Annotated in this window: 17 protein-coding genes; all 17 read right to left on the bottom strand. The window is 62.4% G+C overall.

Annotated elements, in window-relative coordinates; translation table 11 throughout:
* Positions 1–1,853 (bottom strand): excinuclease ABC subunit UvrC (gene uvrC, locus AC07VI_RS15205; protein ID WP_494808807.1); only part of this gene is annotated, 1,853 nt, incomplete at its 3' end.
* 85 nt (positions 1,854–1,938) lie between these two features.
* Positions 1,939–2,340, bottom strand: coding sequence for a holo-ACP synthase (gene acpS, locus AC07VI_RS15210; RefSeq protein ID WP_086147956.1), 402 nt, complete (start codon positions 2,338–2,340; stop codon positions 1,939–1,941).
* A gap of 22 nt (positions 2,341–2,362) precedes the next feature.
* Positions 2,363–3,124: a pyridoxine 5'-phosphate synthase gene (pdxJ, locus tag AC07VI_RS15215; RefSeq protein ID WP_492994956.1), complete on the bottom strand. Its 762-nt coding sequence runs from the start codon at positions 3,122–3,124 to the stop codon at positions 2,363–2,365.
* Positions 3,125–3,166: 42 nt separating this feature from the next.
* The gene (gene recO, locus AC07VI_RS15220; RefSeq protein WP_086147958.1) at positions 3,167–3,991 is read right to left on the bottom strand and encodes a DNA repair protein RecO; all 825 of its coding nucleotides are present in this window, start codon (positions 3,989–3,991) and stop codon (positions 3,167–3,169) included.
* 28 nt (positions 3,992–4,019) lie between these two features.
* The gene (era, locus tag AC07VI_RS15225; RefSeq protein WP_076566641.1) at positions 4,020–4,922 is read right to left on the bottom strand and encodes a GTPase Era; all 903 of its coding nucleotides are present in this window, start codon (positions 4,920–4,922) and stop codon (positions 4,020–4,022) included.
* A gap of 1 nt (position 4,923) precedes the next feature.
* Positions 4,924–5,739, bottom strand: coding sequence for a ribonuclease III (rnc, locus tag AC07VI_RS15230; RefSeq protein ID WP_086147959.1), 816 nt, complete (start codon positions 5,737–5,739; stop codon positions 4,924–4,926).
* Positions 5,740–5,826: 87 nt separating this feature from the next.
* Positions 5,827–6,744, bottom strand: a complete 918-nt coding sequence (lepB, locus tag AC07VI_RS15235) for a signal peptidase I (protein WP_086147960.1) — start codon at positions 6,742–6,744, stop codon at positions 5,827–5,829.
* Complete coding sequence (gene lepA, locus AC07VI_RS15240) at positions 6,741–8,534, bottom strand: translation elongation factor 4 (protein WP_086147961.1); 1,794 nt, start codon at positions 8,532–8,534, stop codon at positions 6,741–6,743. The genes lepB and lepA overlap by 4 nt, the downstream gene beginning before the upstream one ends.
* Before the next feature lie 317 nt (positions 8,535–8,851).
* The gene (locus AC07VI_RS15245; RefSeq protein ID WP_086147962.1) at positions 8,852–9,097 is read right to left on the bottom strand and encodes a glutaredoxin family protein; all 246 of its coding nucleotides are present in this window, start codon (positions 9,095–9,097) and stop codon (positions 8,852–8,854) included.
* 54 nt (positions 9,098–9,151) lie between these two features.
* Positions 9,152–10,648, bottom strand: a complete 1,497-nt coding sequence (locus AC07VI_RS15250; protein ID WP_086147963.1) for a DegQ family serine endoprotease — start codon at positions 10,646–10,648, stop codon at positions 9,152–9,154.
* Positions 10,649–10,869: 221 nt separating this feature from the next.
* Complete coding sequence (locus tag AC07VI_RS15255; RefSeq protein WP_099374903.1) at positions 10,870–11,178, bottom strand: sigma-E factor negative regulatory protein; 309 nt, start codon at positions 11,176–11,178, stop codon at positions 10,870–10,872.
* Positions 11,179–11,250: 72 nt separating this feature from the next.
* Entirely contained in the window at positions 11,251–11,853 is a 603-nt protein-coding gene (rpoE, locus tag AC07VI_RS15260) for an RNA polymerase sigma factor RpoE (protein ID WP_086147494.1), read from the bottom strand.
* Positions 11,854–11,940: 87 nt separating this feature from the next.
* On the bottom strand, positions 11,941–12,459 hold the full coding sequence (locus tag AC07VI_RS15265; protein WP_086147471.1) for a hypothetical protein: 519 nt from the start codon (positions 12,457–12,459) through the stop codon (positions 11,941–11,943).
* Positions 12,460–12,579: 120 nt separating this feature from the next.
* Complete coding sequence (fabF, locus tag AC07VI_RS15270; protein WP_492994962.1) at positions 12,580–13,830, bottom strand: beta-ketoacyl-ACP synthase II; 1,251 nt, start codon at positions 13,828–13,830, stop codon at positions 12,580–12,582.
* Positions 13,831–13,859: 29 nt separating this feature from the next.
* On the bottom strand, positions 13,860–14,099 hold the full coding sequence (acpP, locus tag AC07VI_RS15275; RefSeq protein ID WP_008449912.1) for an acyl carrier protein: 240 nt from the start codon (positions 14,097–14,099) through the stop codon (positions 13,860–13,862).
* A gap of 178 nt (positions 14,100–14,277) precedes the next feature.
* Positions 14,278–15,021 carry a 3-oxoacyl-ACP reductase FabG gene (gene fabG / locus AC07VI_RS15280; RefSeq protein WP_086147473.1) on the bottom strand — a complete coding sequence of 248 codons (744 nt, stop codon included), beginning with the start codon at positions 15,019–15,021 and terminating at the stop codon, positions 14,278–14,280.
* 53 nt (positions 15,022–15,074) lie between these two features.
* Positions 15,075–16,016, bottom strand: a complete 942-nt coding sequence (fabD, locus tag AC07VI_RS15285; protein WP_099374904.1) for an ACP S-malonyltransferase — start codon at positions 16,014–16,016, stop codon at positions 15,075–15,077.
* Between the last annotated feature and the right edge of the window lie 32 nt (positions 16,017–16,048).

Consider the following 16,048-nt stretch of genomic DNA (forward strand, 5'->3'; position numbering starts at 1 on the left):
GCAAGCTGGGTCGAAATCCCCTCCACCGACATCAGGTCCTCGACGCTGGCGTCGACCACGCCGCGCAGGCCGCCAAAACGCGACAGCAGCTTCTGGCGGCGCTTGGCGCCGATGCCTTCGATCTCTTCCAGGCGCGAGGTCTGGCGCGTCTTGGCCCGCTTGGCGCGCATGCCGGTGATGGCGAAGCGGTGCGCCTCGTCGCGGATTTGCGCGATCAGCATCAGCGCCGCCGATTCCTTGCCCAGTTCCTGCGCCGCGCGGCCGTCGACGAACAGCAGGGTTTCCAGGCCCACCTTGCGCCCTTCCCCCTTGGCCACGCCGACAATCAAGCTGATATCGAGTCCCAGCTCGGCGAACACCTGGCGCGCCATTTCGATCTGTCCCTTGCCGCCGTCGATCAGCACCACGTCGGGCATCACGCCGTCGCCATTGGCCACCTTTTCGTAGCGGCGCATCAAGACCTGGCGCATGGCCGCGTAATCGTCGCCGGGCGTGATATCGTTGATGTTATAGCGCCGGTATTCGCCATTCTGCATGGCGTGGTGGTGGAATACCACGCACGAGGCCTGCGTCGCCTCGCCCTGCGTGTGGCTGATATCGAAACACTCGACGCGCAGGCTGTCGAGATCTTCCGTCTCCAGGCGCAGCGCTTCGGCCAGCGCGCGCGTGCGCGACTGCTGCGAGCCCTGCTCGGACAACAGGCGGGCCAGCGAAATCTCGGCGCCCTTTTGCGCCATCTCAAGCCACTGGCGGCGCTGTCCCTGCGGCTGGAAGATCAGGTTGATGCGGTGGCCGCACTGCTCCATCAGCGCCACCATCAGGGCCGGCTGGTCGAACTCGATATTCAGGATCAGGGTGCCGGGAATGAATTTTTCCGTGTAATGCTGGGCCAGGAAAGCGGCCAGCACTTCCACCTCGATCGGCTCTTCGGCAATCGCCGCCGCATCGCTGAGCTGGCTGGGGAAGTAGGCGCGGTCGCCCAGGTGGCGCCCGCCGCGCACCATGGCCAGGTTGACGCAGGCGCGCCCGCCCTGCACCAGCACGGCGAGGATGTCCACGTCGGCGTCGCCCGTCGTTTCCATGCTCTGCTGGTGCAGCACGCGCGACAGCGAGGCGATCTGGTTGCGCACCACCACGGCCTGCTCGAATTTCAGCTCGGCGGCAAACGCGTGCATCTTCTTTTCCAGGTCGGCCAGCACTTCGCTCTGGCGCCCGCGCAGGAAACGCGCCGCGTTTTCCACGTCGTTTTTATAGTCTTCCTTGCTGATCAGGTCCACGCACGGCGCGCTGCAGCGGCCGATCTGGTGCAGCAGGCACGGCCGCGTGCGGTTCGCGTAGACGCTGTCCTCGCAGGTGCGGATCAAAAACACCTTTTGCAGGATCTGCATCGATTCCTTGACGGCCCAGGAACTGGGAAACGGCCCGAAATACTGGTTTTTCTTGTCCACCGCGCCCCGGTAATACACCATGCGCGGCGCGTCGCCATTCGTGATTTTCAGATACGGATACGATTTATCATCGCGGAACAGGATGTTGTAGCGCGGCTGCAGCGCCTTGATCAGGTTGTTTTCCAGGATCAAGGCTTCCGCCTCGCTGTGCGTGACGGTCGTTTCCAGGCGCGCGATGCGCTCGACCATCATGGCGATGCGGGGGCTGGCCAGATTCTTCTGGAAGTAACTGGACACGCGCTTTTTCAGGTCGCGCGCCTTGCCTACATACAACACCTTGTCGGCGGCGTCGAAATAGCGGTACACGCCGGGCAGGTTCGGCAGCTTGGCAACGGTGGCCAGCACCTGCGCGCGCGGGTCGGGCGGCGTTTCCGCCAAGGAAGATTCTGGGCTTGCTTCGGTCATTGCTGGCTCTTAAATGGGGTCAGACCGCCGGGGGAATACGTCCCAATGGCACGCATTCCGATCAAACAAGACGGACCCCGGCATCTCATTGCTGCTCCGCCTGTTCCACGATCACGAACGCGACCGCATATTCTTCTTCATCGCTGATCGTCACTTGCGCGCTCAGGCGGTGCTGCTCCATGAACTCGGCCAGCACGCCGCTGCAGACGATCATCGGCTTGCCGCTGGGATGGTTCAGCATCTGCGCGGCGGGCCAGGTCATCGGCATGCGCAGGCCCAGGCCGATGGCCTTGGAAAACGCCTCCTTGGCCGCAAAGCGCGTGGCGAGAAAACGCACGCCGCGCACGGCGTTCTTGGCGCTGCGGGCGCGGAATTTCTCCAGCTCCTGCGGCCCCAGTATCTTTTTGGCGAAACGCTCGCCATGGCGCGCCAGGGCCGCCTCGATGCGGGGAATCTTGCAGATATCGGTGCCGATGCCGTAGATCATGCCGCCTCCTTGCTATCCATGCTCAGGCCCGGTGGCCAAGGCGCGTGGCCACCATGATGGCCTTCATTTCGCGCACGGCGTTTTCCCAGCCGACGAACACGGCATGGGCGACGATGGCGTGGCCGATGTTCAGTTCGGCAATATCGGGAATGGCGGCGATCGCCTGCACGTTGGTGTAGTGCAAGCCGTGGCCCGCGTTGACCTTCAAGCCGCGGCCCACGCCGAACAGCACGCCCGCCTCGATGCGCTCCAGTTCCGCCAATTGCTCCGCGCCTGCCGTATCGGCATAGCGGCCCGTGTGCAGCTCGATCACGGGCGCCCCGAGCTCGGCGGCGGCGGCGATCTGCTGCTCGTCGGCATCGATGAACAGGCTCACGCGGATGCCCTCGCCCTGCAGCTGCCGCACGGCCGCCTGCACTTCCTTGAAGTAGCGCACCACGTCCAGGCCGCCCTCGGTGGTCACTTCCGTGCGTTTTTCCGGAACCAGGCACACATCGGCCGGGCGGATGCGGCAGGCAAAATCGATCATCTCGGCCGTCACGGCCGCTTCCAGGTTCATGCGCGTGAGCAATTGCGGCGCGATGGCGATCACGTCCGCATCCTTGATGTGGCGCCGGTCCTCGCGCAAATGCAGGGTGATGGCGTCGGCGCCCGCCTGTTCGGCCAGCAGGGCCGCGCGGACCGGGTCCGGATACGCGGTGCCGCGCGCATTGCGCAAGGTGGCCACGTGGTCGATATTGACGCCCAGGTCGATGACGGGGCCGGCAGGCTGCAAAAAGCTCATGGTGATGGTATCCGTAAAGTGCTGTCGCGCGGCGGACCGCCGCTACAGCTGCATTAAATCGATCAGTATCTGGCGCGTGTTCAAGGTGGCGCCTCCCAGTTGATGGGCCAGCAGGAAGCGCATCAGCAGCTTGCTTTGCGCCTGCGTGGCCACGTCAAGATAATCTTCGCGCTCCATGTCGAGCAGGGTCTTGCCCGTGATCCTGGGCCAGGCGTCGGCGGCGCGCGCCGGGCGCGGCCCCCGTTCCGGGTCGACCACGTACACCTGCCCCGCCTGGACGGCCTGGCGCGTGCCCGTGCAGCGCGTCAGGTCGGCCGCCACGCCCGTTTCCTTGAGCAGGGCGCGCTCGAACTTGCGCAGCACAATGGGCGCCGGCTCATTGTGCGCCAGTTGATTCAAGGTGGCAACGTAGTGGTCGAACAGCACGGGATGCGGGTCGTCGCGCGCCAGCAGCTTGACGAGCAGTTCATTCAGGTAAAAGCCACACAGCAGCGCGGTCTTTTCCAGCGGCAACATGCCGCCCACCCATTCCGCGCCCGTCAGGATGCGCAGCTCGGACTTGCCTGTCCAGCCTGCCTGCAGGGGCTGGAAGGTCTGCAGCACGCCGCGCAGCTGCGAATGGGGCCGCTTGGCGCCCTTGGCGACGAGCGCGATGCGGCCGTATTCGCGCGTAAACACGTCGACGATGAGGCTGGTTTCCTTGTGCGGGTAGCTGTGCAGCACGAAGGCTGGCTGGCCCGTGATGCGGCCGTCGCGCGCGGGCGGACGGCTGCGCCGGGGTGCGGCCGGCGCGGAAGGTGCGGCCGGCGGCGCGGGGACGAGCGCGGCTGGCGCGGAGTCAGGCTGCGCTGGCGTGGTGGTGCTCATGCGTGTGGCGTCGCCCCCGGGTTGCGGATTACTCGTAGCCGTAGGCGCGCAAGCCCGCCTCGTTGTCGGCCCAGCCCGACTTGACCTTGACCCAGATTTCCAGGTACACGGGGCCGCCGAACAGCTTTTCCATGTCCAGGCGGGCCTGCGTGGACACTTCCTTCAGGCGCGCGCCCTTGTTGCCGATAATCATGGACTTGTGCGTATCGCGCTCGACCAGGATGGCGGCGAACACGCGGCGCAGATCGCCTTCCTGCTCGAACTTCTCGATCAGCACGGTGCTCGTGTATGGCAGTTCGTCGCCGACGAAGCGGAACAGCTTTTCGCGCACGATTTCCGAGGCGAGGAATTTCTCGCTGCGGTCCGTGATGTCGTCCGGGCCAAAGATGGGCTGGTTTTCCGGCAGGAAGCGCTTGATCTCGTTCTGCAAGCCTTCCAGCTGGAAGTGCAGCTTGGCGGACACGGGCACGATGGCGGCGAAGTCGCGCATGGCGGCGATCTTTTGCGCAAATGGCAACAATACAGCCTTATCCTTGACGCGATCGGATTTATTAATGACGAGGATGCACGGCACTTCCTTCGGCAGCAGGTCCATCACTTGCTGGTCGGCCGGGCCGAAGGTGCCCGCCTCGATCACGTACAAAATGACGTCCGAGGAAATCAGCGTGTTCGTCACCGTCTTGTTGAGCGTCTTGTTCAGCGCGTTCGAATGGCGCGTCTGGAAGCCTGGCGTGTCGACGTAGATGAATTGCGCGTCCGGCAGCGTCTGGATGCCCGTGATGCGGTGGCGCGTGGTTTGCGCCTTGCGCGAAGTGATGCTGACCTTCGCGCCGATCAGCACGTTCATCAGGGTCGATTTGCCCACGTTGGGGCGGCCCACGATGGCGATATAGCCACAGCGGAAGTTGTCGGGCATTTTGGTGGCAGTCATGCTAGTGTCGATTCTGTTTAGTGTGAGCGGCGATCGCCGGGGCCGCGGAGGCTGGCGCGTCGTCGCTCTGGATGGTGGCAATGCCGGCCAGCTTGAGCTGGGCGGCGCGCGGTTTGGGCTTGCGGCTGGCGGCAGGCGACTTCAGCAGCGCCTGCTCGGCCACGTCCAGCGCCAGTTTGGCGGCGGCTTGCTCACCGGCGCGGCGGCTTCCGCCACGGCCGTAGACCTGGATGTTCAATTTCGGCACCAGGCATTCGATCTCGAATTCCTGGCTGTGGGCGGCGCCGTGGGTGGCCACCACGTTGTACTGTGGCAGCGAAATTTTCTTGCTTTGCAAAAACTCCTGCAGCAGGGTCTTGGCATCCTTGCCCAGGGTCTGCGGATCGACCGAGTCGAGTATCGGGATGTAGAACGCGCGGATCACCGTGCTGGCCGCGTCGAAGCCCGTATCGAGGAAGATGGCACCCAGCAGGGCTTCGAGGGTGTCGGCGAGGATGGACGGACGGCGGAAGCCGCCCGATTTGAGCTCGCCTTCGCCCAGGCGCAGGAATTGCGACAGTTCCAGCTTTTGCGCGATCTCATACAGCGACTGCTGCTTGACCAGGTTGGCGCGCAGGCGCGACAGATCGCCCTCGTCGATGGTCTTGAAGCGCTCGTACAGGATGGAGGCGACCACGCAGTTGAGGATGGAGTCGCCGAGGAATTCCAGCCGCTCGTTATGCAAACTGCTGTGGCTACGATGCGTCAAGGCTTGCTGCAACAGGCCAGCATCCTGGAACGTATAGCCTAGACGGGTTTGCAATAGCTGAAGATTCATTGTTGTTTCTGTGTCATCTGATTGATTCGGCTGGCCGCCGCGCGGGGAGTCGGCGCGGCAGCCATGGGTATTGCATGCAAGAAATACTTAATGGATGCCGCCTACGCGTTTCGGGTTGCTGAAGTTCATCCACACGAGGAAGGCCTTGCCGACGATGTTTTCGTTCGGCACGAAGCCCCAGTAGCGGCTGTCCGCACTATTGTCGCGGTTGTCGCCCATCATGAAGTAGTTGCCTGCTGGTACCACGCAAGTGAAACCGTCTTCGTTGTAGTTGCACGCCTCCTTGTGGGGGAAATCCTTGACTTCGCGCAAGTTCAACGTGGGAGCAGGCTCGTCGTTGAGGATGCGGTGGCTCACGCCCGTCAGGTTTTCTTCCAGCTGCTTGTGGTACACGGTGCTTTCGTCGTCCAGGTAATCGTCCAGCGGCGTGTACGCCACTTCCTTGCCGTTGACCGTCAAGCGCTTGTTTTCATAGGTGATTTTATCACCGGGCACGCCGATCACGCGCTTGATATAGTCTTGCGACATATCTTTCGGATACTTGAACACCATCACGTCGCCGCGCTGCGGGTCGTTGACTTCAATGATGCGCTTGTTGACGATCGGCAAACGAATGCCATAGGTGAACTTGTTGACCAGGATCAAATCGCCCACCAGCAGGGTCGGCACCATCGAGCTCGACGGGATCTTGAACGGTTCGTACAGGAACGAGCGCAGGCAGAACACGAGGGCGATGACGGGGAAGAAGCTGCCCGAATACTCGACCCAGGTGGGCTGGCGCAGCAGGGCCGCCTCGATGGCGGCGCGGCTGCCGCCCGCATCGGACTTGATGTTTTCGGCGGCCAGTCTGGACTGGCGCGCGTCGAACTCGGCCAGGGCGCGGTCGGCCGCCTTGCGGCGCTGCTTGGACAGATAAAACACGTCCAGGCACCATACCAGGCCCGTCAGCACCATCAGCACGAACAGGATTAAAGCGAAATTTCCTAAGATCACTTGCAGGTTCATTTATCGTCCACTTGTAAAATTGCCAGGAATGCTTCTTGCGGGATCTCTACGGAACCCACTTGCTTCATGCGCTTCTTGCCCGCTTTTTGTTTTTCCAGCAATTTTTTCTTGCGGCTGATATCGCCGCCATAGCACTTCGCCAGCACGTTCTTGCGCAAGGCTTTCACGTTTTCGCGCGAAATGATGTTGGCGCCGATGGTCGCTTGAATCGCCACGTCGAACATCTGGCGCGGGATCAGCTCGCGCATCTTGGCGGCCACCTGGCGGCCGCGGTACTGGCTGTTCGAGCGGTGGACGATGATGGCCAGCGCATCGACTTTTTCGCTGTTGATCAGCATGTCGACCTTGACCACGTCGGCCGCGCGGTATTCCTTGAACTCGTAATCCATCGAGGCATAGCCGCGCGACGTCGATTTCAGGCGGTCGAAGAAGTCCAGCACGATCTCGGCCATCGGCATTTCATACACGAGCTTGACCTGGCGGCCGTGGTAGCTCATGTCCAGCTGGATGCCGCGCTTGGCGATGCACAGGGTAATCACGGAACCCACGTATTCCTGCGGCATGTACAGGTTGACGGTGACGATAGGCTCGCGCACTTCCTCGATGCGCGACGGGTCGGGCATCTTCGACGGATTGTCGACGTTGATCAGGGTGCCGTCGCGCTGGATCACTTCATACACGACGGTGGGCGCCGTCGTGATCAGGTCCATGTCGAATTCGCGCTCGAGGCGCTCCTGCACGATTTCCATGTGCAGCAGGCCCAGGAAGCCGCAGCGGAAGCCGAAGCCCAGCGCCTGCGACACTTCCGGCTCGTACATCAGGGCCGCGTCGTTCAGTTTCAGCTTTTCCAGCGAGTCGCGCAGCGCATCGTACTGGTTCGCTTCGACGGGGAACAGGCCGGCGAACACCTGCGGCTGCACTTCCTTGAAGCCAGGCAACGGTTCGGCGGCGGGACGATTGGCCAGGGTGACGGTGTCGCCCACTTTCGCCGCCTTCAATTCCTTGATGCCGGCGATGATGAAGCCCACCTGGCCAGCGGAGAGTTGCGGCAACGATTGCGAACGGGGCGAGAACACGCCGATGTCTTCCACCAGCTGCACCGAGTCGGTGGCCATCAGGCGGATCTTGTCCTTCGGTTTCAGGGTGCCGTTGACCACGCGCACCAGCATCACCACGCCCACATAGGAGTCGTACCAGGAGTCGACGATCAGCGCCTGCAGCGGCGCATCCGGGTCGCCCTTCGGCGGCGGCACCTTGGCGATCAGCGATTCGAGCACGTCCTGCACGCCCAGGCCCGTCTTGGCCGAGCAATGCACGGCGTCGGTGGCGTCGATGCCGATCACGTCTTCGATCTCGGCAATGGCGGTCGGCGGATCGGCGTTCGGCAAGTCGATCTTGTTCAGCACGGGCACCACTTCGACGCCCAGGTCCAGCGCCGTATAGCAGTTGGCCACGGTTTGCGCTTCCACGCCTTGCGATGCATCAACGACCAGCAGCGCGCCTTCGCAGGCGGACAGCGAGCGCGACACTTCATAGCTGAAGTCAACGTGGCCCGGCGTATCGATCAGGTTCAGGTTGTAGATCTGGCCATCGCGCGCCTTGTAGTGCAGGGCCGCCGTTTGCGCCTTGATGGTAATGCCGCGCTCGCGCTCCAGATCCATCGAATCGAGCACCTGCGCCTCCATCTCGCGGTCGGACAAGCCGCCGCACAATTGAATGATGCGGTCAGCCAGGGTCGATTTACCGTGGTCAATATGGGCGATGATGGAGAAGTTGCGTATGTTGTTCATTAACTAATATAAGTGCGAAGTTGACGACACTGCTTTAACAGGAATCATGGGGATCATGCTCGGGCCAAGCCGGGCCAAAACCGGGCACCCCACTCATGATGAAAAAAGCGCTCCGAGCAGGACATCTGCATGCCCAGGCGAGCGCTTTTGAAGCGACAGAAGCTGCTGCCTCGGACAGTAGCTTTTTCGACCTCCCCATTTTACCGGATTTCAGAGCGGAAAGCCCGTCTTATGAGGCCGCAGCCGGGGCGAGGCGACAATTTCGCCTGTTTTTCGCACCAGAATGGTGCGATGCGGTGTCAATATTGCCATTTAAACTACACCAGGCAGCGCCGCACGGCTGCTTCGTCGAGAAAATAGTGGCACAGCGCCGGCTGCGCCAGGTCGCCGAACAGGACCGGCACCAATTCATCGAAACGGGCCAGCAGACTGGCGTCAGGGGAGTCGTCAATGTCGATCACGTCGACCGTGAAAGGCTGGTCTGGCGGCTGCAGCAGGAGCAAGGCGTCGAGCATGTCCTGGCATAAATGGCAGTAACTGCGGGAATACAGGGTGAAATGCATGGAAAAGGGGGAAAGGCATCCCGGCCAGGCCGGGATGCGGGTGGAATCAGAAACTTACTTGGCCGACGGGCGCAGCGGCACGAATTGCGCCGTGTCGCCACGGCGCACGAGCACGGCCGCAGACTTCTTCGGATCGAGCCTGGCCACCAGCGCATTGAACTGCTTGGCGTCCTTGACGGCAACATTATTCAGTTGCAAGATCACGTCGCCTGGCTGCAAGCCGGCCTGGGCGGCCACGCCATCGGCGTCATCGACTTGCACGCCAGCATCGATCTTCAGTTCCTGCTTCTTCGCGGCCGGCACGTCGCTGACCTTCAGGCCCAGCGCGTTGGCCGTTTGCGCCTCCGGCTCCCGGGCGCCCTTCTTGGCCGTCTTGCCGCTATCGAGCTCGCTCACGGTGATGGGCAAGGTCTGCTGCGCGCCATTGCGCCAGATGGTGATGTTGGCCTTGCCGTTCACGGTGGCGCCGCCTACCAGGCGCGGCAGGTCGGACCAGCGCTCGATTGCCGCGCCATTGAATTTCAGGATGATGTCGCCGGCCTTGATGCCCGCCTTGTCGGCCGCGCCGCCCGGTTCCACCATCGATACTTGCGCGCCATTTCCATTTGGCAAGCCCAGCGATTCCGCCACCTCCTTGCTGACGGCGCCGATCTGCACGCCGATGCGTCCGCGCACCACTTTGCCCGTCTTCTTCAGCTGCTCGCCCACGCGCATGGCTTCATCGATGGGCACGGCAAACGAAATGCCGTTGTAGGCGCCGGACAGGGTGGCGATCTGCGAATTGATGCCGATCACTTCGCCGCGCATATTGATCAACGGGCCGCCCGAGTTGCCGGGATTGACGGCCACGTCGCTCTGGATCAGCGGCAGGTAGTCGCCCGTGTCGCGGGCCTTGGCGGAAATGATGCCGGCCGTTACCGTATTTTCCAGGTTGAACGGCGAGCCGATGGCGATCACCCACTCGCCCACGCGGATCTTGTTCGAGTCGCCGATGGTCAGGCGCGGCAGGTTGGCGCCTTCGATCTTCAGCAAGGCCACGTCGGTGGCCGCGTCGGCGCCGATCACCTTGGCCTTGAATTCGCGCTTGTCCGTCAGAGTCACGTAGACCTCGTCGGCGCCATCGACGACGTGCGCATTGCTCAGCACGTAGCCGTCGGCTGAAATGATGAAGCCGGAACCGACCCCGCGCTGCACTTCCTGCTCCTGCGGCACGGCGCGACGGCCGCCGCGCGGCGCCTGCTGGCGCGGCGCCGGCATGGCGCCGCCGAAGAAGCGGCGCAGGAATTCCTGCATTTCCTGCTCATCCTGGCCGCCCATGCCGGGGCCGTTCATCCTCAGGCGCTCGGTGGTGCGGATATTCACGACGGCCGGGCCGACGGCGTCGACCAGGTCTGAAAAATCAGGCAGTTTCACGGCCGGCACGGCAGCGTGGGCCTGTGGCGCCAGGCCCAGCATGGTCGGGGCGAAAAAGACGCCAGCCGTACCGAACAATAAGGCGGAAAGCGTCTTCACTGAAAACGTCTTGCTGGCAGCACACATGTTTTTTTTCATGGAAAGGATCTTTTCGAATATTAAAACGGATCAGGCGATTGCCTGCGCGCATGATTCGCCGTCATCGCCGAATCCCAGGGAAACACACCTGGGCGCACGCATGGCATGCAACAATATATCGCAAAAGCAAGATATTGCCTGTTCATAGTGTCAATCGGGGGGAAGTCCCGTGTCAAGGGGGCGCGCATGGCATTAAGCCTCGCGTAAGACGGGCAAGCGCCCTAGCGCGGCGCCAGCGGCTCGGGCATGCCCGGCGGCACGAGCGCCGACGGCACGGGCGCTGGTGCGCCGTCGCGCGCGGGCGCCGCCTCGCCGGCCAGCCGGCCCGCCAGGCGCGCCGCGAATTGAGGGCTCAGCTCGTGACCGCACAGGTCCGAACGCAAAACATCGCCGATGCGGCGATACGCTTCCCAGGCCTGGCGGCCCGTTTCCGTGTCGAGGGCGGCAAAGGCCAGTTCGAGTTCGCTGGCCGCCAGCTCGCCATCGGCCAGGGCGGAAATGTTCTCGTGTAATTGGGTGTGCGTGTCCATGATAGGCCCTGCCATTTCAAGAGTAGCTGTGCGGAAACCGAGCGCAGCCATGCCAACTCCATACTCATCACATTACCAGCGCTTGTCAATCGGCATGTCCAACAAAGGCTTCAATTTTTCCGCGATCACTTCGCGCGCGCGGAAAATGCGGCTGCGCACGGTGCCGATGGGACAGGACATGATCTCCGCTATCTCTTCATAGCTGAGCCCCTCGATTTCGCGCAGCACGATGGCCGTGCGCAGCTCGATGGGCAGCACATCCATGGCCGCGTTGACGGTCGCCGCAATCTGCTTGCTGGCCAGCACCGATTCGGGCGTATTGTTGTCGCGCAATTTATTGCCGTCATCGAAGGACTCCGCCTGCTCGGCATCAGTGTCGCTGGACGTGGCCGCGCGACGGCCCTGGGTGACAAGGTGATTCTTGGCCGTGTTGATGCCGATGCGGTACAACCATGTATAGAAGGCGGCGTCGCCGCGAAAATGCCGCAGCGCCCGGTACGCCTTGATAAAGGTTTCCTGCACCACATCTTCGGCCTCCGCCGGGTCATGCACGAGGCGCGACACCAGGCGCATCAAGCGACGCTGATACTTCGATACCAGGACGTCAAATGCCCGTTTGTCGCCAGCCTGCACCCGCTCGACCAGTAACTGATCATACTCGCGCTCTGTCCTCACGCCGCGTATCCCCATTGGCATGCAGCGTGGGCGCCTGTATGGATATAGAGTTGGCCCGCTGCAAGAAGTTCAGTGTTCGCCCCACTTTTATTCTTCCCTTTCCCGCGCCGCGATAGCCCGGCACGCCACGGCCAGCTGGCGAAACGCGGGACAAGCACGCCCCCGCTGCGCCAGCACGGCGCTGCGCCTGCCGTCGCCATCGGCCAGGCGCAGCACCAGCAGCGACGGCCACAAGGTGGAGCCCGGCAACAGCCGCCGCGGTGACGCCGCCGCCCTGCCCGGCGCCACCGCCGCGGCGGCATCCGCCGGCGCCGCGCCATGCTCCAGATATACCGCCAGCCGCAACTGGCCGACCGGCGAAATATCAAGCCTGTGCGGCTTTCTGCGCCAGCGCAGGGCAAGCAGTAAAAAACTGCCGCCAAGCGCACTGAGCACGGCGCCAGGCCAGCCCAGCGCATAACCGTCCACGAGCACGCCGGGTCCGGACACGCCGCGCCACGCGCCCGACAAGGGCCAGGCAGCCGTCAGCGCAGCCACGCCAAGGGCCGCTTGCAGCCAGCACAAACAGACGGGCGTGCGAATAAGCAGCGATATGGCGATTGACATACAACAAGGGAAAGAAAGGCGCGCCAGCAACATGCCGGGCAAATTCAGGCGCCAACGAACGTTGGCGCCGAATCAGCGCTCACTACGGTTGGACCGCAGCGAGCGCTTGAAAGTTCCTGCTTATTTCGCTTTACCGAAAATCAGCGTGCCATTCGTACCGCCGAAGCCGAACGAATTCTTCACTGCATAATCGATCTTCATATCCCGCGCCGTGTTGGCACAGAAATCGAGATCGCAAGCCGGATCCTGGTTGAAGATGTTGATGGTCGGCGGCGACACCTGATGGTGCAATGCCAGGACCGTAAACACCGCTTCCAGACCGCCCGCGCCGCCCAGCAAATGGCCCGTCATCGACTTGGTCGAGTTGACAACCAGATTCTTGGCATGCTCGCCGAAGGTGCGTTTGATGCCCATCACTTCCGCCACGTCGCCTTGCGGGGTCGACGTGCCGTGCGCGTTCAGGTATTGAATCTGATCCGCGTTCAAGCCGGCGTTGTTGAGGGCCGCGATCACCGATTTGCTGCCGCCGCTGCCATCTTCCAGCGGCGAGGTCATGTGATAAGCATCTGCGCTCATCCCGAAACCATGCACTTCGGCATAGATCTTGGCGCCACGGGCCACCGCGTGCTCGTAGTCTTCCAGCACCATCACGCCAGCGCCCTCGCCCAGCACGAAACCGTCGCGGTCGGCATCCCACGGACGCGATGCCGTTGCCGGATCGTCGTTGCGGGTCGACAAGGCGCGTGCCGAGGCGAAACCGCCCAGGCCCAGCGGCGACACGGTCGACTCGGCGCCGCCGGCGATCATGACGTCGGCATCGCCGTACTCGATCATGCGCGCTGCCGCGCCGATGCTGTGCAGACCGGTGGTACACGCCGTCACGATCGCCAGGTTCGGACCCTTCAGACCATATTTGATCGAAAGGTTGCCAGAAATCATGTTAATGATCGAGGCAGGCACGAAAAATGGCGAGATACGGCGCGGACCGCGCTTTTCGTACTCGGACTTGGTTTCCTCGATCAGCGGCAAGCCGCCGATACCGGAACCGATGATCACGCCGATGCGCTCGGCGTTTTCCTCGGTCACTTCCAGGCCGGAGTCCTGCATCGCCTGGATGCCTGCAGCCATGCCGTAATGGATAAAGGTATCCATATGGCGGGCTTCTTTACCGGAGATGTAATCTTCGATATTGAAGCCTTTGACTTCACCGGCAAAATGCGTGGTGAATGGCTGTGCATCGAATTTGGTAATCGTGGCAATGCCGGATTTACCTTCGACGATTGCGCCCCACGTCTCGGCAATAGTATTGCCGACAGGTGAAACGCAGCCCAGGCCGGTGACAACAACACGACGGTTTTTAGAACGGCTCAAGCGATTCTCCTGAAGTCGGTCAGACAGGCTTAGGCCTTGACGTGTGCAGTGGCGTAGTCGATCGCCTGTTGCACGGTGGTGATTTTTTCAGCTTGTTCGTCAGGGATTTCCATTTCGAATTCGTCTTCCAGGGCCATGACCAGTTCCACGGTGTCCAGGGAATCGGCGCCGAGATCGTCGACGAAGGAGGATTCGATTTTGATGTCTGCTTCTGCAACGCCCAGTTGCTCAGCGACGATTTTCTTAACGCGTTGTTCGATATCCGACATGTTATGGCTCCAAAGTGTGTGTTACGGAAAGTGCGCGCATTTTATCAGGTTTGCGCGTCCGAATACTAATTTCGGTGTCTGCTGCTAATTCGACCGAAGCTGCTGCTAAAAGATGCGATTATAGACAAAAACGACCGTTGAATCATGCCACAAACGCCCGTTCCGTCTACCGTTCACATCAATTCATATACATTCCGCCGTTCACGTGCAGGGTCGTGCCCGTGATATAGGCCGCTTGCGGCGAGGCCAGAAAGGCCACGGCCGCCGCCACATCTTCCGGCTTGCCCAGGCGGGACAGGGGAATTTGCGTCAACAGGGCCGCGTGCTGCTCTTCGCTCAGCGCCTTGGTCATGTCGGTATCGATGAAACCGGGGGCGATGCAGTTCACGGTAATGTTGCGGCTGCCGATCTCACGCGCCAGCGCACGGCTCATGCCTTCCACGCCGGCCTTGGCCGCCGCGTAATTCATCTGTCCCGGATTGCCCGACGAGGCCACTACGGACGTGATATTAATGATACGCCCAGTTTTGGCTTTCATCATGCCGCGCAGTACGGCGCGCGACAGGCGGCCCACGGCCGACAGATTCGTCGAAATCACGCTGTCCCACTCTTCATCCTTCATGCGCATGGCCAGCTGGTCTTGCGTGATGCCCGCATTGTTGACGAGGATGGACAGGCTGCCGTAGGCTTTCTGCACTTCGTCGACGACGGCCGCGCAACGCGCCGCATCGGTCACGTTCAGGACCAGGCCCTTGCCGGCCACGCCTTCGGCGGCCAGGTAATCGGTGATCGCTTGCGCGCCGCTTTCCGAGGTGGCGGTGCCAACCACGGTGGCGCCCTGCTTGCCCAGTTCGGTGGCGATGGCGCGGCCGATGCCGCGCGAGGCGCCCGTGACCAGCACGACTTGATTTGCTAAATTCATGAGTATCCTTAAAGATGGCTGACGGCAGCCACAGCTGCACTGCCGTTTGCTGTTTATTTGAGCTGCGTCAAAATGCGTTCCAGCGAGGCCTGGTCGACGATGGCGTCGCCCACCAGCACGGGATCGATGCGCTTGGCCAGACCCATCAGGACCTTGCCCGGACCGCATTCGATCACTTGCGTGATGCCATCCGCGGCGACCTTCTGCATGGTTTCCACCCAGCGCACGGGGCTGGCTGCCTGGCGCACGAGGGCGTCCTTGATGCCGGCGACATCGTTGACGATGGCCACGTCGACGTTGTTGATCAGGGCGATCTGCGGCGCCGAGAAGCTCAAGCCGGCCATGTACTCGCGCAAGCGGTCCGATGCGGGTTTGAGCAGCGACGAGTGGAATGGCGCCGAGACAGGCAGCTTCATGGCGCGCTTGGCGCCCTTGGCCTTGGCCAGTTCGCAGGCGCGCTCGACGGCAGCCGTGTGGCCGGCGATGACGACTTGCGCCGGCGCATTGAAATTGACGGGCTCGACCACCAGGGCCGGGTTTTCCGCCGCCGCTTCCGCACAGGCGGCGCGCACGTCGTCATCCGACAGGCCCAGCACGACAGCCATCGTGCCCTGCCCGACCGGCACGGCTTCCTGCATCGCTTGCGCGCGGAAGCGCACGAGCGGCACGGCATCCTTGAACGAGATCACGCCGGCGGCAACCAGCGCCGAGTATTCGCCGAGACTGTGACCGGCGACGACCGTCGGCACGGGGCCGCCCGCCGCCAGCCAGGCGCGGTAGAAGGCCACGGCCGCCGTCAGCATCACGGGCTGCGTGTTGGTGGTCAGGTCCAGCTCTTCCTTCGGACCTTCGGCGATCAGCTTGCCCAGGTCGCATTGCAGGGCGTCCGACGCTTCGGCGACGGTCTGCGCCACCACGGGGTTGCCGGCAAAGCCGTCGAGCATCGCAATCGCTTGCGAGCCTTGGCCTGGGAAAACAAATGCAAATTGTGTCATGTCGACTCCGTTCTTTTAATAGTGTTGCGGGA

The sequence above is a fragment of the Janthinobacterium sp. GW821-FHT03A03 genome (assembly GCF_059421435.1).